The organism is Sulfobacillus sp. hq2 (assembly GCF_002903155.1).
Classification (GTDB): Bacteria; Bacillota; Sulfobacillia; order Sulfobacillales; family Sulfobacillaceae; genus Sulfobacillus; species Sulfobacillus thermotolerans.
Map to the genome: position 1 here is coordinate 1 of NZ_NWUL01000034.1, position 24,802 is coordinate 24,802.

A 24,802-nucleotide genomic window follows, 5' to 3' on the forward strand; every position below is an offset into this window, starting at 1 on the left:
TCAGTGTCGACAAAAGCGACAAGGCGGCGAAGACGTCCGCCAGTGGGCGTCGGCCGGGCGCGAGTTCGGACCAGCCCCCGTCGATTCCGGGATAAACTTGTTGTGATAAATAGGGAGTCAAGATAAAAGGCCGCCAGCATTCCTGCTAGGAGTGTTGGCGGCCTTTTTCTACGCCTATTTATAACGGATGGTTAGCTACTGCGGGTGTATGCCACGATGAATCGCTATGCACAATTTCAGCGCGGATACGGCGCACACACCGGCGGCATAACAACGCATCTAAGCGCCAGTGTCCATTGACTGACGAGATCTTAACCGTCTTCCACCGCGACAGATTGGGGAAATGACTACACCAAGAAAAAGACTGTCCTAGCCCCGAAGTGGCCTGTCCACAGCAATCGCAGATGAGCATGTTACGCCTCCCATGTGCATTCACTCCCTTGTATTATAGGCGCATGTTTCCATGGCCCACAGTTTCAAATACAATCTCAAGACGGTTGGCTTTGAATGACCATCCCTCCTATTAATGTAGCGTCCTAGTCCTAAAGAACGCGTCGGATTTCGATTTTATTTCTTCAATAATAATGGCTACGGACGATTAGAACGCCACTTGAGGCTGTCTCTCGCTGTCAAAAACGTACTGGCACTGTGAAGGGGCACTGTATGGCCGAAAAAACCTGAGACAAATGTGAGACGTTTCATGAGACGTTTTGAATTACAGTACAAATACGGTACCAAAAGGAGCTAGCGCGCTCAGGATGAGCACAAATGTTGCCGAACCACAAAAAGACGATACGAAGAACGGGGGGGCACCACAAGTGATTGAAGAGGTGGGATCGTACAATACGGAGTACCGGGAGACCATTATTGGACGCGATGCCGTATGGCAGGCACTACAGCACACGCCACAACGTCCTGTAGGCACGCGTCACATTCTATATCTTTGGGGACCAGCTGGCTGCGGTAAATCGTATCTTTTACAACGGTTCTTTGAGTCGATGATGGATTGGGAGGGCGAGGTGATCTTTACCGACGGCCTCATGGATAACCAGTATGAGATGTCCGGCTCAAGGCACGGTCAACATGGATGGCCGCGGATCATGATGCAAGTGGAGGCAGTGAAAGACAAAGAGCGTCTCTTATGGATTGTGGATAACTATGATGCTGTCCAAGATTTGTGGCCCGTCATTTCTGGAGTCCGCCGAGCTGGTGGCTGTGTTATCTTAGCCGGACGTCAGTCGCCACGCCGCTTGTGGCCTGGCGAGCAGTCAGGACAAATTGTGTCGCACCGGCTGACGGATTTTGATATGGATACAGCTCGTCAGTTATGTGCTCAGTTAGACGTCCATGATCCTGCCGTGGTGGAGGAAGCCATTGCTATCTCCAGGGGGCGGCCGAGGTTGTTGTGTATGATGATGGATAGCATCAAATTAGTGGCCGAGGCATGGCCGGGTGATAGTGCGGTGGCGTGCGGAGTGATGACAGGAGGAATGACGTCATTTCTCTTAGAGCAAGTGTGCCATCCGGGCTCTCAGCGTATGGCTTGGCGAGCGGGACAGGGCAACGATAAAGATGTCGATGCCTTAATCGCCGTCTCTTCAATGACCCCGATCTTTAACCGCCACTTGCTCGCCGAAGTGCTAGGACATCAGGCAGTGGCGGCATCGTGGGATGCATTAACGGCAATGCCTTTCGTGGATGCCTATCAAGGCGGATATTACGGAATGCCGGCTATGGTACGGGAGCGGGTAAGGCGCGCAGCGCAAGCCTCACGGCCTTGGATGTGGGAACAATGGACACGAAAACTAGCCGCTTATCATCTTCATCAAGCGCTCCATAAGCAGGCGACAACAAGCGAGGAGTTTTGGGACCGCATCATGCCCCTTATACGGATGAAAGTCGGGAAGCCATTATTCGACCGTAGTGATGAGTTTACGTGGAGTTGGGGTCGGCTAGCGGATTTGCCCCCAGCGTCTTATGATTCTGCACAGGTCTCTTATACGCAGGCTGAAGTGCTGACGGCATTTCATCAAGATGGCACCGCGGCCGGATATGTGGTCATCGACCGCCGCAGTCACGATCAATTGCTTATTATTCATGATTTGCAGGTGCCAGACCATGATGGACTCATGGAACAGACGGTCTTCGGGGCGCTCCTTCGCATCTTTCCGCCCCAAGGCAAAGTGCTGTGGACCGTACGGGAGACATCGCCAGCCATGAGCCAGGTGTTGAATCATTTAGGATTTGGATTGCCGATGAATCCAAAGAATGCGACACCATCTAGGATGCTCGATTTGGCGACAATGGGATATCATGCCTGGCTGGCTGATATTCTGCGAGCCCCGGTTGCCCCGCCGCCTGAGCACCCAATTCCTGCGATTCAAGAAGCGCTTCAGTTGTTATCTTCCGAACCAGATTTAGAACGAACCGTCCTGGCCGAGTATTGGCGTCAGGTTGGGGTTCCGGACCAATTACGGGCATGGTTCCTCGATGCCTTGACGTCGGCCGATTTAGGAGCGCATATTGGCGGGAAAACGTTGCTGGCGCTGTATTATTTGGATAAGCAGGGGACCCATGAAGAATTGGCGGAACGTCTGCACCTCTCCCGTGCCACATACTTTCGCAACCACCGGGCGGCGCTTGAACGCTTGGCTCAGGCCCTATTTGAATGACCTGTGTACCAAGCGTTCAAGTTAAAAACGCGCCGGAATAGGAGCGAGGCACCTCCCCCTAATGGGGAGGCATTCGGTTATGGGAGGTCGAATAAAAGACCACCTGGGCATAATCTTCAAGGGCTAAACGACGAGCGGTTTGAATGGCATCTGCCACATCGTCGTGAAGCCCTGACACACTCCATCCAATGCCAAAGGGAAAGTGAACCGAGCGCTCGCCAGTCATCCGGCGTGTCACCGCTTCGGCTTCTCCCCTTGTTGCCGCGGGGAGAAAAATTACCCATTCATGGTCATCCCACTGGATGACTGTATCCGATTCGCGGACATGGTGGGGAATACCCTCTAATACTGTGGGCTGTCTATAGGGCTGGGATGTACTATTCATGAGGAGAATATAAATATAAGCCCATGACGAATGGGGTTGCAACTGAGCGCGCTTAATATACGCCTTGATGCGGGATTCTCCCGCCTTGCGTGTCAAAATCCTATTCCACTGGTCAGACGAACTGGTCTTTGTTACTTTCGGCGATCCTTCGATTAGCGCTGCGGGCCAACGCGTGAGAAGCTTTTTCAGCGCCCGGTGAATATGGCGCGTGGCGGTGCGTGGTGCAATCTCCATGGTCTGGGCGATTTGTTCTGCTGTATGGCCTTGGGCTGCGAGCTTTAGCGCGTCTATTTCGGTTTGCGTCAAGGCAGGAATTGCGGCCGATTTATTTTGGTATGCCTTTCGGGCCATATCCGAATTCGTCCTTTCTTTATATACAACCATCCATTATGTTGGCCCTTTGAGTGTAATGGGTTAAAAAACCGTAAACAGTCTCAGGCTTTGTCTCAACCCACTTCCCCAGACAAGATCAGATGTCTTCATCCCCTTTATGGGCTATAAGGCGCTTTGCACCAATACTCGGTCGATAAGAGACCAAAATTGCGACTGCGACTGGTACTGTTCCTTGTTTCCTGCCCTGTTAGCGTATGAGTGAGAACATCACGGGTAGGAAGGGAAGCGAACCATTTTGGCAGATATGGCACCAACTACGGCATGGGTAGCCCAGCAGCAATTAGTGTCAGTGGTGATTCCCGCCAAGAATGAGGCGGGACGCATTGGTGAGGCCATATACACAATAGACGCGATCTTTCAAGCGGCTGACATGGCGGTAGAAATCATTGTCGTTGATGACGCGTCTTCCGATGACACCAGTACCGAGGCACGAAGAGCGGCGGATGTTGTGCAGTCTCCGGTTCACGTGTTGAAAACCCATACCTCGACCGGAAAAGGCCATGCCATTATGTGTGGATTTCAGGCCAGTAGAGGCGACGTTGTCGCCTTTATTGATGCCGATTTGGAATACCCCGCGGAACTATTGCCTGCAATGGTAGAACTCATTGGCAAAGATTATGACCAATGCGTCATTGCTTGCCGGGAACATGATGAACGTCCGTGGTTTGAACGCCACACCTCCCGCTTAGCGCATTGGCTAGCATCTAAGGTGTTGCAGCTCCCCGTCAAGGATACACAAGCGGGCATGAAAGTCTTCCCAGGGTGGTTTGCGCGAGATGTCTTAACGAAAGCCAGGGAACCGGGATGGCTCTATGATATTGAAGCGTTAATGAAGGCAAGGCGTCATAATTTGCGGATTATCGAGGTTCCCGTCAATCAGCGCAGTGTGCGTCCACGACGAGCCGGACTGAATCATATGGTGGCTTGTGTGCCGTCTTTGGGGAAGATGGCATGGGCTCATTGGTCACACGTATTCCACCGCGTGTGGGAGGATAGATGGCAGCTTTTGCGGTTTGGGGTGGTGGGTTCACTCAACACAGTGGTCGATATTGCGGTCTTCTGGATGTTTATGTCGATTTGGCCACCATTTCACAACGGATTTCTCGCTGCTTTGGAATCGTTAGGCGCATGGATTGTGGCGAGTATATGTGGCTATATTCTGCATTCTCGTGTTAGTTTTCGCACCCCCTTACCGGCCTTCGGATTCTATGTGGTGACAAGTCTTGGAGTGGCCGTGCAGATGACACTCAGTGGATTGTCGTCGCACGTCTTGGGAAATACTGGAGCTTTATTGGGCAAAGTAGCAGGAATCGCTGTGGCATCAATGGTGACCTATACAGGCTATCACATTCTCGCTCGCCGTTCTCACAGTCTTTTAGGAGTGGAACAACCCCTTCACAGTCGAACGTAATAAGAACCCGCACTTAATCAATCACGCTTCGTGACGATGCTTAGAGTTTTTCACAGACGGCACCCCGGATGATCTGCGCCGATACTCTTATTGAGACGCACTGTGGGACAGACGAAATGGCGCTCATGGCCTACAGTAATAGTGACGGTATTAGCACCTTTTCAATATCTTGCGAGTCCAATGGAGGACCTTAATGACCAACACAACGTCGTCCCTTGTTAATCCACCACTGACGCGAAACACTCCTACTCTAGCTATTCGGAATAGGCGCAAATCCTGGATGCTGTCGGAAGGTCAAGGAATTGCCGTATTGGCCTTTTTCGTTTATGCGGCGGTCAGTGTCTATTTTATTTACGATCTGCACTATTATGCGGGCGACGCAGCCTCTCGGGTCAGCAATGCTTATTACGTCTTATTTAGTCGCGACCCACATTTGGGAGCTATTGGGCTCATATGGAACCCTCTGCCGAGCCTCTTAGAATTACCCATCGTGGCCCTACATCCTTGGTTTCCCGCCGTTGTGTCCCGCGGTATTGCGGGCAATGTGGTGACGGCAGTCTTTGGGGCCATTGGGGTCTATCATTTCAACCACATTATCCAAGGCTTTACGGTTCCGAAGGGGGTGCGAATTACGGCAACCCTCATCTTTGCGCTCAATCCCTTTATTATTCTCTATGGTGCTAATGGAATGACCGACTTGCTTTGGGTAAGCTGTATGTTGGGCAGCTACGATGGACTCTTTGACTATCTGCAACATGGATCGTTACGCCGACTGATGGCTGGGGGCTTTTGGCTTGCCATGGGATTTGGTATGCGCTACGAAGCCGTTCCTTTTGGAGCTTTTGTGATTGCTGCGTTGATTATCGCGCAATGGGGGAAAGCTCATCCAGCTCAATGGCAAGGATCGGCGATTTTGCTTGGAGCGCCTATCGTATTTGTGGGGGGGCTTTGGCTCTATTTTAACTGGCTCGTTATGAAAAGCCCGCTTTATTTCTTAAATTCTAGTTATGGGAATTTAGCTCAGACGGCGACAGGGGCCGGCGTCAATGGCGCCTTAGCACTCGCTTATCACCACATCTTTGGTTCCCTGCTTTACGTTGCACACTTTGGTTTTTTGTATTGGCCCATTTATCTCGGAGGAATTTTTACGTTGTTCTTTTGTTTTGGTAAGCGTAAAGACGCCCGGGCTATTGTGTTAATTGCGGGTACCATTGGGGCGGTGGCGCTCGAGCTGGCTTTCGTCTATTCAGGACATTTAGCCGATTGGGATCGGTATTTTATCACCTTTATTCCCAATGGGCTGTTGCTGATGCTTTATGCGGCCTCAAAAATTCGAATACCTAAAAGTCTGTTATCCCGCAGCTTTTTGTGGGCAGGCTTGTCATTGATATTGATATCAGGAGATGTCGGAACGGTTTTGGCAGTGCAAATTCCCCTCTTGAGTCATCCGAATGGTCCGATTATCGATGCGGCTTTTCGCGGGCAGTCATTGCGGTATGCTGATAATCCTTTTACGTCAACAGCGAACGTGGTGCAGTATATCAATGACCATCCCCACCTTACAATTTTAGCGGATACCTTTATTGATTGGCCAATAGCCGTTCGCATCCATCACCTAAATCAGCTAACCATTACGTCAGATTATGATTTTGCTGCCATTTTGCATAATCCACGAGGCCGGGTCGATGCGTTTTTGGTGCCGCGTCCGCTGTTTACCGCTAAACTCGACGCGATCAATCGCCAATGGCCCGGGTTATGGGCGGGTTCCGTGCCGTGGACACGGCTGATTAAAAGTTTTCCCGGACCTGACAAATTCCGGCTCTACGCGATTTTGCCATCTGCGCCTTAACGTAAATACTCCCCCGCATCTGTCGGAGCCGGGGGAGTAAACATGAGTAGTACGGGTCTATTGCCGAATCGTCAACGACATCAGAGGAGACTGTTCGCCTGTAGAGTTTGTAACTTGAAGCGTAGCAGTACCCGGCAATAGAGCAGGACCCGACGAGCCGTTGGGAATAACTAAGACGACGTGGGAATTGGTCCATTGCAGAATATGAATTTTGTACCAATCACTGGGGGCCCCATAATTAATCCCGTTTTGACTGATTAGCACATATCCAGACCCTTGGGTAGCGCCCAAGTTCGTACCCGTAATCGTTAGGATGGTTCCGGGCTGCAAAGCACTATCAGGGCTTAGCGAAACCCCTAATTGGGGGGGCGGTGTTACCATAACCGGGGCGATGTTGGATACTACGCCGTTGTCAGTTGCCAACTCGATAGTGGCCGGACCATTGGCTAGGCCTGGTCCCGAATAGCCATTTGGCACTTTAAAGGTAACAGAAGTTGGAGTCCACTGACTAATAGCAATATGGTAGTCATCCCCTGGTCCCCCGTAATTGACGTTGTTCTGGGAGATCTGTACGTACGCCGGAGCTTTCATGGCAGATCCCAAATGCAAACCTTGGAGTGTCACCACTTCGCCATCATACACGGTTCCTGGGCTTTGAATAACAGGAGTATGTTTGTGATAGGTAATCTTCGGCAGCGTGCTGCCTTCGGTATTTTGGCTTAGAGACAGGGAGAAGATGGGGGCCGTCGTGGTGGTACTGAGCAAAGAGGCGCCAGGTACTTCGTAAGTTTGGTCATTGACTGTTACGGACTGGGGCCTCGCCGTTTCATTAATGAGAAATAGGCTTTGGCCCACATTGCTCTTAATCGCTCCGACAACGAAGGAACTGTTGGTCCATGTGCTTAAAACGCCCCCTTGGCCAATAGCGTTCATTAGCTGGGACAGGGCTTGACCAGAGGGGTATAAAGTATTGGCTGGGAGTTCAGGAGACTGTCCATCTCCAGCAAGGGCGAAGAGACCAAATGGCGCGTTAGCATTGGTCGCCACGGGCCAAGACGGTGTTGCCACATGGGCCTGCCCATCATAGCTCCAAACGAAAAGTTTAGAGGCGCCTTCCGCACGCCACAGCATCGCACTCTCTACCATCGCAGCTCCATAAACTGGGCTGATGGATTGTGGGCCCGGTTCCCCACACGGATTGTATTCGGTCACCCATGTTTGGATATGCCCAGCTAAAGAGAGGGGCACATTAGCCGCAATCTCCTCGTGCACGTAATTCATGGCTTGGGAGATGTATTGGGGAATTTGCGTGAGCAATTCGGTGTTCGAGAGGTTTGATGCAAGGGGATAGTCATGGATGCTGACAAAATTGATATAGGGAGCATCAGTGCGTAATACCGTTTGATTCCAGTTGCGGCTATACGAGCCCATTCCTAAAGAGAAAGAAATGCCGACTTTCATTTCGGGGTCAACCGCATGGATCGCTTGGGCAATCTGGGCCGCGCTTTGCGCATAATAGGCGGCAGAGTGCGAGGTATTCATGTTGGCGGCAAAATCCCAGGGACCATATTCCTCGCTACCAATGACAATAGCGGAAATGGGAAGATGATGACTCACGATATATTGCGTGAGAAGAGTAGCGTCTTGGGCATCTCCTCCGCCGGTGAACGTTGGGTTCTCATCATAATTAAAGATAAATAAGCCGCTATTATCCGTAGCCTGTAAGATATGGGACCAGTCATTAAGTGACACCGCACCGGTCCCCCCGTTGCGAAATGTATTGCTGACCCAACTCCACTGGTTGTCGTTAGGAAATTGCTGCATTCCCATGCCCAGTGTTTGCAGGGTTGGTATGGTGGAGGGGAGATTTAACTGACTATCATAGGAAAACACGTCAATGCCGAAATCATTGCGGCTTATCGAGGTGGTAAGGGGGGGCGCAGCAAGAACCGCGTTACTTGCCACCGTGGAAACGGAATGGTTCACGGAAAGAAAAGTTAATGGGAGCGCCAGCGCACTAAGCGCCATCAATTTAACCATCGGCGTCATTGGATTTTCTTCCTTTCATGTCCTCCGACATGAAACGAGACCTCCCGGAAAGCGGGACGGTCTCAAATCCAATGTCCCGTTTCGGCAACTGGCTGGCATTTACCGTAATGGTAAGAAGCCCCTTTAGTTTTGCGTCCCTGTTTTTCAATCAGGTTTGCCCTTATCGGCCGTTTCAATGCTTGACTTGGTTCTTCCAAGTTTTTCTAATCTCATAGTAATCCTAGATGCAAAGAATGTTCAAGATTTTAACAGGTCAAAACCGCAAAATATTTACCAGTTTGCGCCGGTAACGATGGGATTGTAAGACGCAGTCTGAGACGCTAGCTGGTACGGTATCGCGAGACCCTATTCTTTACAATGAGCACAGGAAACCATCTACGATGTGATTAACGCTTTAGGATGGCGAGAGGATGAGGTGGACGATGAAGACTTTGAGACGCAGTGTTTGGACTGCAGGTAGCGTAGCAATATTTCTCGTGGCCATGTTGTTGATGTTTTGGACTATTGATATTCTTCCGCTTGTGCTCTTTGGGGGAATGATTATTGTTTATGCCTCCTTGTCCTCCCAGCAGAATCACAAAAGGAAACCCGTTTTGCATCCGCCTCAGCCAGTCGAGAATTCCCAGAAAGGAAATATCTCATGATAGTCGGTCCAAGTCATTTTGTAGATTCCGCGCCCGCGATGCCTCAAGAGGCCATCGAGAGCATCGACCTCTTTCCCACAAGGAATTCTCAGGGACAAATCCATGACCCCGTTGACCCGAGTGCAGCACTGATGTTAGATGCGGCCAGTGCGCAAAAGGCTGGATTGCTAGCCTTTCGGTTTGATTCGGGCAGGGTCTGTGTGGCTGCGGTGTTTCCCTTAAGTGATGACGCACGAGCTTTATTAGGACGTATTGTCGTGCCGGTAAAACTTTACCGTGCGAGTGCGCGGAGCATTGCTCACGCGTACCGACGCGTCTTGGGTGAACACCATGATGTGCGGCCATCATCTTATTTCGGAGAAACCGCGAGACGTTTAGGGCTCATTTCCTCGCGCGATGTTGACAGCGCGTTGGCAGAACAGGCACGGCGCGGTGGAAAACTCGGCCAAATTTTGGTTCAGCACCGGGTCCTCACTTATTGGGGGGTGGCCCGGGTTGTAGCGTCGCAACTCAACCTTCCTGAAGTGAACTTGTTAGCACAAGATCCAGAAAAAATTGCCCACGAACCCAATCTGAGCCATGTCTGGGCTCTAAGGGAGGAACAGTTTTGGCGCCAAGCCCGGATGGTACCCATTGGATGGAGTGGGTCGGCGGCTGTGCTGGCTGTCGAAGATCCGTGGCAGTCACAACAAGCGGTGGAGGAATTAGAGCGTCTTTTGCCCTCTGCTCCTCAAGTTATGGTGTCTGGCAAGCGTGATATTGAGGCCGTGTTAACGGCCCGATTTCACGTTGTTGATATGGCTATGAGCCGTGACCACCTGGCTACCGTTCGGCCTGAAGATTCTGCCCGAAAGACTATGACACGAGGACAATGGGTTAGTGTTGCTGTCACCTTAGCTTGTGTCGTCGCGCTCTTAGTGTGGCATCCTAGTGTGGCCACATCGGTCCTTAGTAGCTTGCTTATCATTATGTACTCTGTGACCATCGCCTATCGTCTGTGGATGATTCGCCAAGGCACGGATATTCCTGATTCCGCCTTAGGGAGTCAGGATATGGTCGCGGCATTAGACGAGCGCGATTTACCGATTTATACGATTTTAGTACCAGCCCGTGAAGAAGCGGCCGTCTTGCCAACTCTAACACGGGCACTAAATGCTCTTGACTATCCAAAGGACCGACTCGACGTCAAGTTACTGCTTGAAGCTGACGACGAGGACACGATTGCGGCCGCAAAGGCCGCTAACTTACCGCACTTCATCGATATCGTGATTGTCCCCCCAAGCGAGCCACGCACTAAGCCCAAAGCCTGCAATTACGGACTGCAACTGGCCAGAGGGGAGTACGTAACCATTTTTGATGCGGAAGATCTGCCTGAACCTTTGCAACTCAAAAAAGCCATCGTGGCATTTCGTCAGCATGACGATAAACTGGCGTGTGTCCAGGCCAAGCTCTCCTATTTTAATGCGGAACAAAACCTATTAACGCGGTGGTTCACCGCGGAGTATGCATCGTGGTTTGACCTCTTTTTACCGGCGTTATATCGCGCTAAGCTGCCCATTCCTTTAGGGGGGACATCGAACCATTTTCGCATTGACCGCTTGCGCGAGTTAGGAGGATGGGATCCCTACAATGTTACTGAAGATGCGGACCTAGGCATTCGCCTTTACAAAGCCGGTTACTATGCTTCCGTCATCGATTCGAATACGTATGAAGAGGCCAACTCTGAATTTGTCAATTGGGTTCGCCAACGCTCACGGTGGATTAAAGGTTATATTCAAACATGGTTGGTGCATATGCGCCATCCCATTAAACTCTACCGGTCCATGGGAGCACGAGGATTTTGGGGATTTCAAATGTCTATTTTAGGGACTCCCCTCATGTTTTTGTTAAATCCGCTGTATTGGTTTCTCACGAGTTTGTGGTTTATGACCCACTGGCATGTGATTCCGTCGTTATTTCCTCCGGGCATCTATTACTTAGGTATGATTAATCTGTTAGCCGGCAATTTCATCTTTACCTATATTAACGCGTTGGGGGTAGCCAAACGAGGGAATTGGGAGCTGGTACCGTATACGGTGCTGACCCCCATCTACTGGAGCATGATGTCTTTAGCGTCTTGGAAAGCCTTAATGCAGCTGATCACACGGCCATCTCATTGGGAAAAAACCGTACACGGATTAAGCACAGTACCCTATGATGTCACCTCGGTCATGGGGAGCTCAACACAAGAATCGGCAGTGTAAGGGCTTGTTGATCATTAATCCTATCCCGAGACGAAAGTGTTTTAGACACGCCAACCGTCTCCTAACCTTTCGGCGTTTATCGGTCGAATCGATCTAGACCTTGTGATAGATTGTTCCTTGAGAGTTCGAGACGGGTTTTGTTTACGAGTTCCACTTTCTTTTTACATGCATTGAGACCGCGTTTTCGTGGATGTTTTGTGGACACGGCCTTTTTTTACGGCAACAACGTATTTAGCCCTCGTTATGAGGGCTCTATCTCTTACGGGTACGCTGCTAACCCACAGTCGCACGCTGTTGCTACTACGTTTGGATATTGGATTTGATCACGGCTTTGACATTTTTCATGTGAAGAGGTACGGCTTCTCCATTGATAGGTTGGTCAAGAAATAATCAGTATTGGTAATATTGTATTTGACAGACGGATTATCCCGGGGTCCATCCGCGACCGCACATTGGTGCCGCGGGGATCGATGTCTTTCACCAAAATATCCTGCGATACCGTGGTGCGGCTCTCGGCGGCTGGCGCGGTCAGCACCGATCCTTGAATCGTGGCGCTCTCGCCGTGGACGGTCCTGCGGATCTGCTGGGCAATATCTTCGGGACTGGCAGATGGTGCGGTTTTTGGCATAGGGAGCACACTCCTTGGAAAAACATAAAGTAGGAAACTGTCGATATCAGGGTGATGTGTCAGTTAATGAAAAATACTCAGGGGTAAATAGGCCGAAACCACCCAATTGGGCTGGTCGACAACCTCCGAGATTTTCAAGTCCACCACCACCGACGACAAAATGTAAGCGTCTAGCGGATCGAGACGATAATTATGGCTGATATAGTCCACCATGGCCCGTACCGCATCTTGTGCGGCCGCCATCAGATCGGGTCCCACGCCCATCGTCGCGTAATAGCCTTGGTCCTCTATTCCAGAGCGTAAAGGCCCACTGGTTTGGAATTGGGGTCCGGGAATCGAATACCCCTTATGCAAGATAAAGCGAAATGCCGTCGTCATAGGACATTCTAATGCACTCACGCATACTTCTCCATCCCCCTGAGCGGCATGAGGATCTCCGACACTAAATAGCGCCTTCGGCACTTGTACGGGTAAATAGAGACGCGTTCCGGTGATTAAATCCCGGCAATCCACATTGCCCCCAAAATGTCCTGGAGGCATAATCAGGGTAGGTTCAGACGTTGCAGGCGTGACACCCATCGTTCCACAAAATGGCCGAAGTGGAATACTGGCCACGTCCTGAAAGCGCGCGACACGCCCATTGCTGATATCCCAAATATGCAGATGAGCGTCAGGAAAGTCTTGCGGTAATAACCCGAATCCCGGAATAGTCCCGGTCCATCCCCATCCACGTGTATGCAAATCGAGCATTTCTATCTCCAGGGTATCGCCCGGTTCAGCACCTTCGATACCCAAGGGGCCAGCTAACGCATAAACACGATCCCAATCCAACTCGGTAAGGATCGCATCCGAAGATTGGGGATTAATCTGCCCATCTGTTACATCACGGAGGTCATACACCACCGTATCCCCGGAAGCAATCGTCAGCACGGGAGCTAAGTGTTGGTCCCACCGAAAATGTACTTGATCTGGAAAATAGTGAGTCGTCATGGCAGCCAATCCTCCTTGTTCTATCCTAAATACTTACCGGTTACTTCCTTGAGAAGTTTTCACGCGGCGGGAATGATAACGCGCCGATGAAATATGTTCAGATAGTTTAATCATTGTAACACTGAAAACTGCATTGCTCGGGGTTAGAGGCTGTAATTGAATTACGGTCAGTATAGCCGTCGGACGGTGGACGGGCAAGACCATCAGCTTTCGGTTATTTAAGTTCAGCACAAACACTATGGCGTGCTGGCTGGCCTACCATCGGTCGGATTATGCACCCCGTGCCACAAACGACGATTTCCATCCACTACTTAATCTAGAGGGCATCAGCGATCTTCTCATTTTCCGTCATATTGTTGGGATCTTTGGCCACCCACAATATCTTTACATTATGGTCAGACTCTATCTTTTTCGTGAATGTCTCCAAAGTATGGCTCTCACAAATATTTGCGAAATTAGCCAATGCGCGGCGGGACACCATGACTAGTCCATACACTAATTCCCTTTCGTGAACTAGTCTATCAACATAAACCACCATGACGCGCACCTCATCCTTGTTATTCTTCAGGGATTCTAAATAGTTGGCATCGGCGCATAGTCGCAAGTTGTTCACAATAAACTGACGCGTTGTTGTCGGGTGGCTGTCTTGGCCAGACATGGTTTCGTTGGGAATAGGCTGATTACCAAATAGATCAGCATAGTAGAGAGTCCATCGTTCGAGATGGGTCGTGTCCCCATGCCGAACATACAAGGTTAATTGACCTACGGCTCCTGTTGTTGTTGTCCAGTTCGGTTCATGATCCCGATACACAGATTCGCATCGAGATTGAATAATCGGTATAACCCTATCGCGAAGATGCAGGTGGTTTGATGCGTCGAGCAGAAGACTACTTAAAGATTTACACCAACTTGCCTCCTGTAAGGAATCCCATAGACCAAAAAGCCAGATTATCGTCAAGAACATCTGTACTCTGTTAACCTTCTTCTCAACTAAAGGCCAAAGTTGTTTGGCTTCGTCAAACCCTTGTTCAGTTTGGGTGGAAATGTCTATAAGAAATCTCCACACCGGATCGATATCATACTGCGTGTGCTTACGAAAGAAATCTCTTAAAGACACCGCAGTAGCTGTGGTAATTTGGCCCGGTTTGGTATAACTGCAGTACACTTCTCGAATATCGTTCTGGAAAAACTCGTACAAATCCACACTTGTCAGGATACGCTCTACGGTCTTTTCAAGTTGGAGTGAATCTGCGCGACTCTTCTCAAGATCCAATAGCAACCGTACCCGGACCTTATTGTCCTCTTTCAATTTGCCTATTTCGCTGGCCATTGTCTCCCGTACACGTTCTTCCAAAGTCAAGTATGTAGTTAATGCGACAACTGAGATGGCCAAAGCTAGCACAGCCAATACGAGGGATTGATAATGGGTCACTAAGATCAAGGCATTCGTCTCAGGTGATTTGATTAGGAGTGCCAAAAACGGTAAAATCAACAATCCTCCCGAAACATATAAGAAATGTTTCCCCAACGATCTATCTACGGATGATTCGTTATCGCGCGCATCTCTTGTCGTCGTCGATCTTCCGCAACTCAACTTTCGACTTTTCATATCCAATGGTCCTTTCCGTCATAACTTATTCTAGAGAAAAATTACACGCAATCTCCCTGCATCTTGCTCTCAAACGCGTATGATCTCGGTCTCTCTCGAATAACTTGTCTAATGGAACGAGATTCTGCGACCTATGCAGCATACCCGAACTGACTCATATCTTTCGGAATCTGACAGTATTCTCCCGGCAGTGATTCGCCGGACCATGAAAACCCACGATTGTAAAACAAGCATAGCAATATAGTCTGCAACAGTTGCGGCGCCTGTATTTTTAATGGAAAGCGCGATAGCTACTTTGTGTTAAATGCTTGCTTTCGCATTCAGTCACGCCGTGGGGGACAACTATGTAAACCTAACTGAACAAGAGTGTTCAAGATACCACTCCAAATAGCTCAGTTCAGTGCAAGGGAAAGCCACCACTTGGGAATCCGTCAATGTGGCTGTCAGTGCTACAGTATTCATCAACTGCTGTCGAAGAGCTGCGGTGCACCCCAGCAGTTGCTGACTTTCTTGAGAGAGCTCAACTGACGTCTCATCTTCTTCATTGTCTCCAGTATACGGCACAGATGTCATGTTATGGGACACTTCATGACCAATGGCGGAGATCCTGACGTCGAGTTAGGATATACTTTAATTGGCAACTGAATGCCTCCATGCACCGCATTCAGTTAACAGGGATGGTCTTATTTCTGGATGGGTGTTTGCCGTTCTTTCACACTCAATCTGAACAAAGGGCAAGGAAAGGAGGACCTGTGTGGGACACGGGTGGAGTTTGCGGACGTCGCCGATCGATAAAGACCGCGCGCGTGCATCCGGCGAGGGTGCTGCATGCGAAGCAACCATCAGGTCAATATAGAGCGATTTTGCCATTGAGCGCACAGGTCATAACATAAATGAGCCATCATATACAATCAGCTATTCATGGAAGTAGTTGCTGGGTACAAGTAAGACCGTACGTCGGTGTTGTGGTCGGGTTCGTTTTGAGCAAGGTCTACGACGCGTGGGATGCGCGACCGAGGGGAGACTTAAAGTTCGATTATCTTTTGGTCATCCGAGCCTATACGTAGGCAGATCATGGGCTTTGGTCTATGATATTAAGGGTAATCCAGTAGCAAGCGACATCATTCCTCCGAAGACGAGCCGCGATTACAGATGGGTGTTCATCATCCCGCCATCTGAGGTATCCATTAACAATGACACGAGGTATGATCTAACCATCCAGCTCGACCGCGGAAGGCAGCTTAAGGATGAGGTACCCGCAAGGGAGAGTGTCGCGGCCGTCAATGAGGGGTAAAGTGGACCCCACGTTTCCGCCTCCGCGGATTGTGGGCATTGATGACTGGGCGATCGCCAAAGGGCATTGCTATGAGCCTTCTCAGAAAATGACGCGGAAGGCTCCGTGGGCTGTCGGCCATAGCTGGTACTCGGGGAGTACCATACCGTGGAGTGCCCGATAGCAATAGGATGCTCGGCGGCGGTGTCGCCGCTGTTTTGAGCGAGTCAGTTGTCGGATAGGAAATCCCTCACCGCCCTTTCCACCCTAGCGGGGTTAGGAAGCCGCCTCACGCACCCAGGCTTGAACGTGTTGGGCAATGGCCCCGATGACCAATCGCCCGTACCAGACGTAGCGCCGGCGATGGCGCGCGGCCTTGACGCCGCCGGTTTCCCAGAGACTGTGGGCCCGCTCGACACTCGTCCGTTGTGCATAGACCGCATCCCATTCGGGGGACCGATAGGGCAACCCCAGCTGGTCATAGCGGGTGCCGCGAAAGTTGATGCTTACCAGTTTATGCGCTTTTGCACACGGGGTTGGGCAAGCCGGGGCTGTTTTGTTGACCAGGGGACAGGCCCAGTGACGCACGCCACGACGCGCCCACCCGCGGGGGACCAAAGGACGCTCGGCTGCACACACGGGTTGATGCTGACCATTGAGCCGGATGCCCGCCGCGGCCGCGGCGGGACTCACCTGCGGCGGCTTCGGGGGGCTATGGGGCGCAAAGACGGGCGTGACATCGCGGGCTTGGGTAAAGGTCCACAGGTCATCGACGTCAAACGCCGAATCCCCAATGACCCGCCGGATGGTCGCCCCCGTGCCGGCGAAGCGGCGTTGGGTTTTGACCAGGAGGGCCGGGTACGCGACGCCGTCGGACCGGTTGGCCGGGTGCAGCCCCAGGCTCACCACCAAGGGATGCGCTGGGCGCCCGGGGACGGCATTGGTGACGGCCAAACTCACCACGTTGTAGCCAAAGTAATAGCGATTGCGATAACTGTCCCATCCCAACAAGGCGTGCGCGTCCCCGAAATAGCGCAGACAACCGCAGCGCTTGCCCGGACAGTCACAGACTTTCCGACCAAACGAGTGGGCCCCACTCTCGATCGGCGAGCCATCGACCGCGAGATCCCAGGTGGGCGGCAACACGCCTCGGCGGACGCTGGCCTGCACGACCGCCGCCAAGAGCGCATCCCAGCGGTCGGTGACCCGCGGCCGGGCCGGCCGCGCGGCTTCCCGCAGGACCCGCCGCGCCACCCGACCGGTGACGCCGGGCCGCTTTGGCGGAATCTTCTCGCCCGGTCTGAGCTTCAGCTTCCGCCCCGAGGGGCGCCGCAGCGCCCCTCGGCGTCGATCAGGGTCGGGATACAGTCGGTACAGAAAGTTGTAGAAGGTGCCGACGGCGGGAACCTTACCCGACCAGCCGCACAACCGCGCCAAGAACGGGGTTTGTTGTAACCGCTGAACCCACCGTGAGATCGAGGACTCCCCGAAGATGATTTGAAGACCCATGGCCCGTAGTAGCGTAACCGGATCAATGGGTGGACGACCGCGGGTCGGGTGGTACGCCGCGGCCAAGATGGGCCGGAGCCCATCCAGATCGGCCGCCAGACTCCAGGTGAGGGCGTCCTGCCACGCCCGCGGATCGCCCCAGTGTGGCGGCCATTGCGCCACATCGGTTTGGAGTTGATGCTGAAATGTCGTATGATGCCCGTGCCGAGCAAGCACGGGATCACCTCCCCATCGTAGGATCTGGCAACAAATGCCAGTCACACGATTTTTGGGAGGTGATCCTGTTTGTCAAGAATTTAGTCCGAATTGGGGAATTTGGTAGATTCTAGTGTGGGAAAATGGCACCAATCAAGCCCCAAAACCCCCGCGACGTGCGGGTTTGGATTAAATGAGAAGGCTCCTATGCGACCGTGGTGGTGGATTTAGAACACCACGGCATCCTCGATATCTTGCCGGACCGCACGGCCGAGACCGTCGCCGCGTGGTTGCGGGAGCACCCGTCTATTGAGGTCGTGGGCCGCGATCGGGCCATCGGGTATGCGAACGCGGCGCGCGAGGGAGCCCCCCAGGCGGAACAAGTGGCCGATCGGTGGCATCTGCTGAAAAACTTAGGAGAGAGTATCGAGCATTTTTTGCGACGGCTGTCCCCTTTTGCGAAAAGGCCGTCGCCGTCCGGCGACGCGGAGGCTCCTCCCCCGAATTTACCGCCAGAAGACGAACCCGCCGCCCCGGACACACCGGCTCTGACCCCTCGCCAAATCCGCTATGCCGCCGTGCATCGACTCGCCGAGGCCGGGTGGAAAATTTCTCAAATTGCCCAGGAGTTAAGTTGCGATCGGAAAACCGTACGTCACGATTTACTCGCTCCACCGCCCGACGCTCACCCTCAGCGTGACCCGTATCACCATCTATTAGACCCCTTTGAGCCTTTATTGCAGCGCCTATGGGAAAACGGTCAGCACCGACGCGCCGTCCTGTGGGAGGCCTTGAAAAACGCGGGGTTTACCGGGGGCGGTCCACCTTGGGCCGCTGGATGGAACGGCATCGGTCGGGCGCACCCGGCCGGAAACAGGCACGCCCGACTACGCATAAGTTGGCTCATTGGTTTTTAGCCCGCTGGCCCTATTTGCCACGCTACGCTGTGTCCCCACTGACGCAGGTCTTGAAACAGCCCGTCCCCCGTCACGCCTATACCCTGGTCCATCAGTTTCGTACGATGATCATGCACCACCAGGAGACGGCGTTGTCCGCCTGGCTGCATGCCGCCGAAACCAGCGGCATCCCGGAACTGGTCAGCTTTGCCGAAGGGATCCGGGAGGATGAGGCGGCCGTGCGCGCCGGGATCCGGGGCCCCTGGAGCCAGGGGATGGTCGAAGGCTTTAACAACAAAATTAAGCGATTGAAACGGCTGATGTATGGACGGGGCGGGTTCGATCCCTTGCGCAAACGCATCCTCCACACGAACGCGGCGTCATAGCGTATCACCCCCTCCTGCGTCGGATCAAATGTCGGAGGGCTGGTATGGCCTGGCCGTTTTTACGGTCGCCGTCGGACCCGCCGCCGAATACGGCGGCAGCGAGATGACCACAGACGAGCACCGTCACGTGGCGGGCACCGCGTGACAAAGTTCGCCAGGGTTTGACAAACGCTGGAAAGTCTTCCACCAAAAGTGCGGAAGAGCCAAATTCTGGGTAATCTGCAGCGCATCTTAACGCATGCTAGTTAGAGCCGTGTCGAATTGTGCGTAAAACGCCAAACTTGAGTAACAAGTAAATTCACTTAATATCTTCAATGAAGCAAACAATGGTGTCGTCATGACGATTTTTTCCCAATAAGTCCAAAAGCAATGCCGTTTTTCCAGTTCCTCTGTTACCGACTAGAGTCATAACTCCGAAATTTTATCCTCTTCATTTTCGGCAGTATAGGTTGAGAAAGGATATTCATGTAGTCCTAGTCGCTTATAAAAATCCTCATAAAGATGATTTTTCCATGATGCGCTCCTCCAAAACAATTTAATAACGTATAGAACTGATTGTTCAGTCTTAAAAAATGTAGACATGTACCCCTTACAATTTTCCCTCGGTCGCCAGTCTCCAATATTGGTATCCCAATGCAGTCAATTTACAAGGTTTGGAATTGATGGCTGCATAATACATGTACTCTTCCCCTACTGGCCGAACCAACCCCACAGAAAAGTACTTTTGAAGTTCTTTAAAAACCTTCACGTGTTCGGGATTTGCTATCGCTTCTGTGTCTTCGTACGAGGGGTCTAGGAGGAATTCGTATGCTGGATCAGGGAAATACTCACTAAGCCTTCGTAGCGCGTCCAAGGGAATGGAGGAAGGAACACGGCGCAAAACGGTAAACCGGGAAACATTGGTTTTAAAAAGGGGACGCTGGTCCCACGCTCCCAACGCTTCATCGACGTAAGCATACAAACTACCAGGCGTAACATTTCCGCGAAGGTCGGCAGCTCCACCCAGAAGACCATCAAGAAGCAAGGACGTAAATATTCCCTGCCCGTTAATTTCCATTGCGGGTTCTTGGCTGGACGATGCCGTCAAAACGGTTAGTCCATCTGATAGTTGCGCGAGAGTGCCACCCTGTAATGCAGGGGAACCAAATGTCCCAGAGAAACAGCAATCCAATATAATTACTTTATCTTTTGCCATGGACTGGTTGGCTGTATTCAGAATTTCGTCCATGGATATTCCCTCATCGTAACGTTGAAAGTCCGGAGTCACGATCCATCCGCCAGCTGAATTAATCAATCCATGACCTGAAAAATATAATAAAGCTACATCACTGTTCCCCGTAAAGAGCTGTTGAATGGCGTGCCGAAGCGATGCTTTGGTAATCGTGTCTGCCGGGGAGGTCAATCGTTTCACAGAAAAGTTAAGTGTCCCATCACCGTCGCGTTCCAATGTGTTGGCCATCTGTACGGCATCGTTGACACATCCATCCAACGGGACCCCAGGGTAATCATTAATACCCACTATGAGAGCTTTTCTCATATAGCATCTCCTTTCAATCACAAAGCTCTTTAATGGCGTCAATAATCGATTTTGATTGCCATTTGACGAGTTTATCCGCGGCGTTTTTGACAATGGTCGATGTTTTTTCGGAACCCCAGGGTTGAATTGCGACAATAGGCTTTTCAATAGTAAATTCTGTCTGACAAATAAGAATTTCATTGTTAATCCATTTGCTATAAGTTGAATATACACCGGCGAGAATTAGCACGACGCTACTTGGTCTTATCTGAGCTTTGATCGCTTCGTATAATTCTTTATCGTTTTTCGCGTCATGAACTGGGTCATCTTTTGGTACCGAGAAATTGTGGTAATGAAATGCCGGATCTTTTTTAAGAAGAGCAATCATCTTGTCGTAGGCATCGCTATATGTCCATGAATGGCTTATAAATAAATTATATCTTTTTGCCATACCTCTTCCTCCCTCTTCTATTTACCAAGGATTAAGATGCCGCCATAGATATCCTATTATGCTATCCTTGGCGATTATCCATACAGACTATACGTAAGCAGGCGGAAGCGAACTAGGCCAAAAAACTCGACAGCGCTGGTAGTTGCTGACCCTAACACCCCATGATCCAGCGCACGCAGCCGGGAATCTTCGAAGGGGATCACGCGATCCCAGCAAAAACCTAGTAGCAAACCAATAGAATGCTGATCCCGCGGAATTAACCGCGGTATTATGTCATGGGTACATACTCCCGTAATTCGCCTAACCATCCACTGAGTCGATGGCCGTGATTGTCAAGATAGATTTGGTGATCGGTTAAAACTGATTGTCGCCATTTCACGCTCCCTTCTTGCTACGTGGTCGGCTGTCGACTATAATATAAGTGACTTAATTAGATTATAAAGACTTTGTTTTTTAGAAGCAAGGGGGGATCATCTTATTGTGGAACTTGAGGGATTTACCACCGCACAAGTCGAGCGGCTGACCCGCATTGGGGCGCAAACGCTACACTTTTGGGATCGTAGCGGATTTTTGTCGCCGAGCGTCGTTCAAGCGCATGGAACAGGGAGTCGCCGCATTTATAGTTTCCGGGATTTAGTCGCCTTGCGGGTGGCCGCCCAACTGCGGGATGCGGGCATTAGCCTTCAATCGTTACGTAAAGTCGTGACCGTTCTGCACGCCATGCATGGGTTAGATCAGCCATTGGAGGAAAGATTTTTGGTGACGAACGGACACGACGTGTTCGAAAAGCAAGGAGACGAATTGATGTCGGTCTTGCGGCAGCCGGGTCAAGGAGCTTGGGCCTTTATCGTCGATATCCATGCGGTCGTCACCGAATTACAACGCGAGATACAACAGTGGCAATCGGCCTAAGGGAGAAGTTACACGAATGATCGCAGGCTATGTTGAGATTCCGTATATGAGCGCTCTTTCCCTGCAGGGAAAACCCCGTCAACAACCTGACTGACCCCTTATCGCAGGCGGCAAATGGATAGTCCGACGCCGCCGGCAGAGGTTTGGCGAGATTCTTGTGGTGACATGTATTGATGGAGCTGCAGAGCACAGGAGGATCAGCCATTGATAGATATTTCAGATAGCACATTGCGAAAGACTTATGGCGCGATTTATACTAATCCCGAAGTGGTCAATCTCATTCTGGACCTCGTGGGCTATAGCCCCGATAAGCGGCTACATCAGTTCCGGCTACTCGATCCAGCGGTGGGAGAAGGGGCTTTTCTCACCGAGGGCGTCAAGCGTCTCTTAAGATCCTACCAGAGTCATGGCGGGATGCTGGAATATGCCTCAACTCAATTGGCTGATAGTGTTCGGGGGATAGAAATTCATGAGGACACCAGAGAAGTCTGCCGGGCGAATCTCTATGCCGCCATGGTAGCGTATGGCCGCTCACACCGTACCACCGATGCTCTATTAGACCGGTGGCTCATTGATGGGGATTTCTTATTGTGGAACCACGACCGGTCGTCTACGGACGACGGTCTTAGGGAACGCTTTGACTTTGTCGTGGGGAATCCTCCCTACGTCCGGCAAGAATTGATCGCACCAGACAAGATATTGTTATATCGCCAACAGTATGCCACGATTTATGATCGAGCCGACCTCTATGTACCTTTCATTGAACATGGTCTTGACCTGCTGAACCATGGGGGCACGCTGGGGTTTATTGTGGCTGACCGTTTTATGCGCAATCGTTACGGGAAACGTTTGAGAGAATTGATCGTATCCCGTTATCGGTTGAAACATGTGATTGACATGCATAAAACTAGTCCCTTTGCCGACGAGGTTTCGGCCTATCCTGCGGTGATTGTCATTGAAAATACCGAAGAAACCAGGGGCCCCGTGCATGTGGTGCGCATGGAGCGCGTCAACGAAACCACATGCAACTTGGCGCGTCAGGCCCTACTGCATGGTGAGGAATCCCGTGACGTGGCTGTTCAATGGCACCGATTCGAGACGTGGGTCAGTGGCGATGCGCCATGGATCTTGGAGTCCACAGATTACCACAACGTTTTGCGTAAACTAGAGCAACAACATCCGAACTTAACCGATCCCGTGCACGGCATTCGCGTGGGCATTGGGGTCGCCACAGGGGCTGATCATGTATTCATTATTGATCCCGTCCGTCAAAAACTTGACGTGGAAACGCAGGTGTTGCTCCCTCTGGTGATGACGAGAGACATTGCGCAGGGCGACATCCACTGGGGAGGAAAATATGTCATTAACCCGTTCGAACTGGACGGCTCGTTGATCAACTTGGACCAATTGCCGAGACTCCGCGCGTATTTTGACAAGCACGCTGATACCATTAAGCAGCGCGCCATCGCGAAGAAATCTGGAGCAAACTGGTACCGGACAATTGACCGGATCTATCCGGTCCTGAGGGGACAGCCCAAATTGTTGATCCCCGATGTGAAAGCCGCTAATCATATTGTGAAGGATAGCGGGAAGTTTTACCCACACCACAATTTATACTACGTGCTGCCGGGAGTTTGGAACATCGATGTGCTACGAGCCATTTTACTATCATCCGTGGCGCGGTTTTTTATTTGGTCCTACGCTGTCAAGATGCGGGGCGACTTTTTGCGGTACCAAGCACAATATTTGCGCCGCATCTGCCTGCCCCGTCCCGAGAGTATTTCCGCAACACACATCAGAACATTAAAAGATCCCCTCTTAGTGCGGAACCACGAGGCTCTGGACCAAGAGGTCGCCACAATATACGGATTAACACCCACTGAATTCCATATCATTCAGTCAACACTAGCTTGAGGAGGTCAGAACCTGTGGGAATTTTTATGCCGTCGCGTGAAGAATTGCGCCCTCGCATCCAAGACGCTATTCGCGTCTTCTGGTCCACCCGATTGTCGCAACAGGTGAAACAACGGGAGGCCGGAGTGCAAGATCAAGGGACACGCGGCTCTGTCACAGGCGGCAAGCAGATGGAAGGGTTTATCCAATTGATCCGATGGCTCCTCCTGGCCAACGGTGTGAAGGCATCGGAAATTTTTACGTCCGGAAAATTGGAACTGCCCGGGTTTTATCGTCCCGCCAAACAATGGGATTTAGTGGTGGTCAGACATCACCCGTCTGGAGTGAAGCGACTCGTCGCGACTATCGAGGTCAAATCGCATGTCGGTTCGTTTAGCAATAACTTCAACAACCGAACCGAGGAGGCTATGGGTAGTTCCCCATACGCGCTAACTTTGTAAGATATATTGAAAGCGTAAAGGATTTTAAAGGGTCCATGGCGAAGTAGTTCGGAAATAGTCGAACTACCGAAGTGAGCACACACGGTGATGGATGATTTACAGAACGCACCAGAAAAAGGCTTGTCATTCCATGAGCAATGGGCGGTCTTATTGCACTTTCTCCCCCAAGGCTGGCAGGATGCTGCCTGGACTTGTGGAGCCATCGCGCGCTTGCGCGTGATTCAATCTGCCGAAGCGTTGCTCCGCATCATTTTCGCGTATGCCTGGAATGATTGGTCCTTGCGTACGACGGCGGCATGGGCCAGCCGCATCGGGTTGGCAGATCTTTCGGATGTGGCCGTCTTAAAACGCTTACGCCACGCGCCAGCGTGGCTGGGGCACTCCTGGATCAATGGTTCCGATCCCAAGGCATCGGCACCGCCGTGAAGAGCCGGTTT

The 24,802-nt window shown here is 51.5% G+C and carries 21 protein-coding genes and 1 riboswitch; of the genes, 12 read left to right on the forward strand and 9 right to left on the reverse strand.

Annotation, left to right across the window (positions count from 1 at the left end):
• Positions 1-178: 178 nt before the first annotated feature.
• Positions 179-412, reverse strand: coding sequence for a hypothetical protein (locus CO251_RS17215; protein ID WP_146039047.1), 234 nt, complete (start codon positions 410-412; stop codon positions 179-181).
• Between the two features lie 346 nt (positions 413-758).
• Here CO251_RS17215 and CO251_RS09635 point away from each other — a divergent pair, with 346 nt between their 5' ends.
• Positions 759-2,672 carry a cell division protein ZapE gene (locus CO251_RS09635; protein ID WP_103375607.1) on the forward strand — a complete coding sequence of 638 codons (1,914 nt, stop codon included), beginning with the start codon at positions 759-761 and terminating at the stop codon, positions 2,670-2,672.
• Between the two features lie 58 nt (positions 2,673-2,730).
• Here CO251_RS09635 and CO251_RS09640 read toward each other — a convergent pair whose 3' ends face one another.
• Positions 2,731-3,408, reverse strand: a complete 678-nt coding sequence (locus CO251_RS09640) for a helix-turn-helix transcriptional regulator (protein WP_158246271.1) — start codon at positions 3,406-3,408, stop codon at positions 2,731-2,733.
• Positions 3,409-3,694: 286 nt separating this feature from the next.
• On the opposite strand from CO251_RS09640, the gene CO251_RS09645 reads away from it, so the two are divergent.
• Together CO251_RS09645 and CO251_RS09650 are read left to right on the forward strand one after the other, a co-directional pair.
• Positions 3,695-4,861, forward strand: a complete 1,167-nt coding sequence (locus CO251_RS09645) for a bifunctional glycosyltransferase family 2/GtrA family protein (RefSeq protein ID WP_103375609.1) — start codon at positions 3,695-3,697, stop codon at positions 4,859-4,861.
• Between the two features lie 280 nt (positions 4,862-5,141).
• Positions 5,142-6,710 (forward strand): glycosyltransferase family 39 protein, encoded by a 1,569-nt coding sequence (locus CO251_RS09650; RefSeq protein WP_158246272.1) that lies wholly within the window; start codon positions 5,142-5,144, stop codon positions 6,708-6,710.
• Between the two features lie 57 nt (positions 6,711-6,767).
• On the opposite strand, the gene CO251_RS09655 is transcribed toward CO251_RS09650, so the two are convergent.
• Positions 6,768-8,759 carry an IPT/TIG domain-containing protein gene (locus CO251_RS09655; RefSeq protein WP_103375611.1) on the reverse strand — a complete coding sequence of 664 codons (1,992 nt, stop codon included), beginning with the start codon at positions 8,757-8,759 and terminating at the stop codon, positions 6,768-6,770.
• Between the two features lie 80 nt (positions 8,760-8,839).
• Positions 8,840-8,928: riboswitch (cyclic di-GMP riboswitch) on the reverse strand.
• A gap of 253 nt (positions 8,929-9,181) precedes the next feature.
• Between CO251_RS09655 and CO251_RS09660 the strand changes: the two genes are divergently transcribed.
• Both CO251_RS09660 and CO251_RS09665 read left to right on the forward strand, forming a co-directional pair.
• On the forward strand, positions 9,182-9,403 hold the full coding sequence (locus CO251_RS09660) for a hypothetical protein (RefSeq protein ID WP_146039049.1): 222 nt from the start codon (positions 9,182-9,184) through the stop codon (positions 9,401-9,403).
• Positions 9,400-11,646, forward strand: coding sequence for a glycosyltransferase family 2 protein (locus tag CO251_RS09665; protein WP_103375613.1), 2,247 nt, complete (start codon positions 9,400-9,402; stop codon positions 11,644-11,646). Before CO251_RS09660 ends, CO251_RS09665 begins: the two co-directional genes overlap by 4 nt.
• Before the next feature lie 379 nt (positions 11,647-12,025).
• Here CO251_RS09665 and CO251_RS09670 read toward each other — a convergent pair whose 3' ends face one another.
• The 3 genes from CO251_RS09670 to CO251_RS09680 form a co-directional block, all read right to left on the reverse strand.
• On the reverse strand, positions 12,026-12,274 hold the full coding sequence (locus CO251_RS09670) for a hypothetical protein (RefSeq protein WP_103375614.1): 249 nt from the start codon (positions 12,272-12,274) through the stop codon (positions 12,026-12,028).
• A gap of 63 nt (positions 12,275-12,337) precedes the next feature.
• Positions 12,338-13,264 carry an acetamidase/formamidase family protein gene (locus CO251_RS09675; protein WP_103375615.1) on the reverse strand — a complete coding sequence of 309 codons (927 nt, stop codon included), beginning with the start codon at positions 13,262-13,264 and terminating at the stop codon, positions 12,338-12,340.
• A gap of 316 nt (positions 13,265-13,580) precedes the next feature.
• Positions 13,581-14,756 (reverse strand): hypothetical protein, encoded by a 1,176-nt coding sequence (locus CO251_RS09680; RefSeq protein WP_103375616.1) that lies wholly within the window; start codon positions 14,754-14,756, stop codon positions 13,581-13,583.
• A 1,412-nt stretch (positions 14,757-16,168) separates the two neighbouring features.
• Here CO251_RS09680 and CO251_RS17405 point away from each other — a divergent pair.
• Entirely contained in the window at positions 16,169-16,330 is a 162-nt protein-coding gene (locus CO251_RS17405) for a hypothetical protein (protein ID WP_158246273.1), read from the forward strand.
• Between the two features lie 92 nt (positions 16,331-16,422).
• Here the strand turns inward: CO251_RS17405 and CO251_RS18055 are convergent, their stop codons facing one another.
• The gene (locus CO251_RS18055) at positions 16,423-17,916 is read right to left on the reverse strand and encodes a transposase (RefSeq protein ID WP_369825253.1); all 1,494 of its coding nucleotides are present in this window, start codon (positions 17,914-17,916) and stop codon (positions 16,423-16,425) included.
• 149 nt (positions 17,917-18,065) lie between these two features.
• On the opposite strand from CO251_RS18055, the gene CO251_RS09695 reads away from it, so the two are divergent.
• Entirely contained in the window at positions 18,066-18,767 is a 702-nt protein-coding gene (locus CO251_RS09695) for a transposase (RefSeq protein ID WP_103375619.1), read from the forward strand.
• The gene (locus CO251_RS09700; RefSeq protein ID WP_158246274.1) at positions 18,749-19,132 is read left to right on the forward strand and encodes a transposase; all 384 of its coding nucleotides are present in this window, start codon (positions 18,749-18,751) and stop codon (positions 19,130-19,132) included. Before CO251_RS09695 ends, CO251_RS09700 begins: the two co-directional genes overlap by 19 nt.
• Positions 19,133-19,721: 589 nt before the next feature.
• Here the strand turns inward: CO251_RS09700 and CO251_RS09705 are convergent.
• Positions 19,722-20,669, reverse strand: a complete 948-nt coding sequence (locus CO251_RS09705; protein WP_103375621.1) for a caspase family protein — start codon at positions 20,667-20,669, stop codon at positions 19,722-19,724.
• Between the two features lie 13 nt (positions 20,670-20,682).
• On the reverse strand, positions 20,683-21,099 hold the full coding sequence (locus tag CO251_RS09710) for a TIR domain-containing protein (protein WP_103375622.1): 417 nt from the start codon (positions 21,097-21,099) through the stop codon (positions 20,683-20,685).
• Between the two features lie 480 nt (positions 21,100-21,579).
• Here CO251_RS09710 and CO251_RS09715 point away from each other — a divergent pair, with 480 nt between their 5' ends.
• The 4 genes from CO251_RS09715 to CO251_RS17410 all read left to right on the forward strand — a co-directional run bounded on the left by CO251_RS09715 (position 21,580) and on the right by CO251_RS17410 (position 24,791).
• The gene (locus CO251_RS09715) at positions 21,580-22,011 is read left to right on the forward strand and encodes a helix-turn-helix domain-containing protein (protein ID WP_242968520.1); all 432 of its coding nucleotides are present in this window, start codon (positions 21,580-21,582) and stop codon (positions 22,009-22,011) included.
• Positions 22,012-22,215: 204 nt separating this feature from the next.
• The gene (locus CO251_RS09720; RefSeq protein WP_103375624.1) at positions 22,216-23,925 is read left to right on the forward strand and encodes an N-6 DNA methylase; all 1,710 of its coding nucleotides are present in this window, start codon (positions 22,216-22,218) and stop codon (positions 23,923-23,925) included.
• A 14-nt stretch (positions 23,926-23,939) separates the two neighbouring features.
• Positions 23,940-24,365 carry a PaeR7I family type II restriction endonuclease gene (locus CO251_RS09725; protein ID WP_242968521.1) on the forward strand — a complete coding sequence of 142 codons (426 nt, stop codon included), beginning with the start codon at positions 23,940-23,942 and terminating at the stop codon, positions 24,363-24,365.
• A gap of 84 nt (positions 24,366-24,449) precedes the next feature.
• Positions 24,450-24,791 (forward strand): hypothetical protein, encoded by a 342-nt coding sequence (locus CO251_RS17410; protein WP_158246275.1) that lies wholly within the window; start codon positions 24,450-24,452, stop codon positions 24,789-24,791.
• Positions 24,792-24,802: the final 11 nt, after the last annotated feature.

Bases quoted from the DNA above. Each gene is read 5' to 3' on its own strand.
- CO251_RS17215 (WP_146039047.1), bottom strand. From the start codon at position 412: ATGCTCATCTGCGATTGCTGTGGACAGGCCACTTCGGGGCTAGGACAG.
- CO251_RS09645 (WP_103375609.1), top strand. From the start codon at position 3,695: ATGGCACCAACTACGGCATGGGTAGCCCAGCAGCAATTAGTGTCAGTG.
- CO251_RS09710 (WP_103375622.1), bottom strand. From the start codon at position 21,099: ATGGCAAAAAGATATAATTTATTTATAAGCCATTCATGGACATATAGC.
- CO251_RS09660 (WP_146039049.1), top strand. From the start codon at position 9,182: ATGAAGACTTTGAGACGCAGTGTTTGGACTGCAGGTAGCGTAGCAATA.
- CO251_RS09655 (WP_103375611.1), bottom strand. From the start codon at position 8,759: ATGACGCCGATGGTTAAATTGATGGCGCTTAGTGCGCTGGCGCTCCCA.
- CO251_RS09650 (WP_158246272.1), top strand. From the start codon at position 5,142: ATGCTGTCGGAAGGTCAAGGAATTGCCGTATTGGCCTTTTTCGTTTAT.
- CO251_RS09705 (WP_103375621.1), bottom strand. From the start codon at position 20,669: ATGAGAAAAGCTCTCATAGTGGGTATTAATGATTACCCTGGGGTCCCG.
- CO251_RS09675 (WP_103375615.1), bottom strand. From the start codon at position 13,264: ATGACGACTCACTATTTTCCAGATCAAGTACATTTTCGGTGGGACCAA.
- CO251_RS09670 (WP_103375614.1), bottom strand. From the start codon at position 12,274: ATGCCAAAAACCGCACCATCTGCCAGTCCCGAAGATATTGCCCAGCAG.
- CO251_RS09640 (WP_158246271.1), bottom strand. From the start codon at position 3,408: ATGGCCCGAAAGGCATACCAAAATAAATCGGCCGCAATTCCTGCCTTG.
- CO251_RS09665 (WP_103375613.1), top strand. From the start codon at position 9,400: ATGATAGTCGGTCCAAGTCATTTTGTAGATTCCGCGCCCGCGATGCCT.
- CO251_RS09635 (WP_103375607.1), top strand. From the start codon at position 759: ATGAGCACAAATGTTGCCGAACCACAAAAAGACGATACGAAGAACGGG.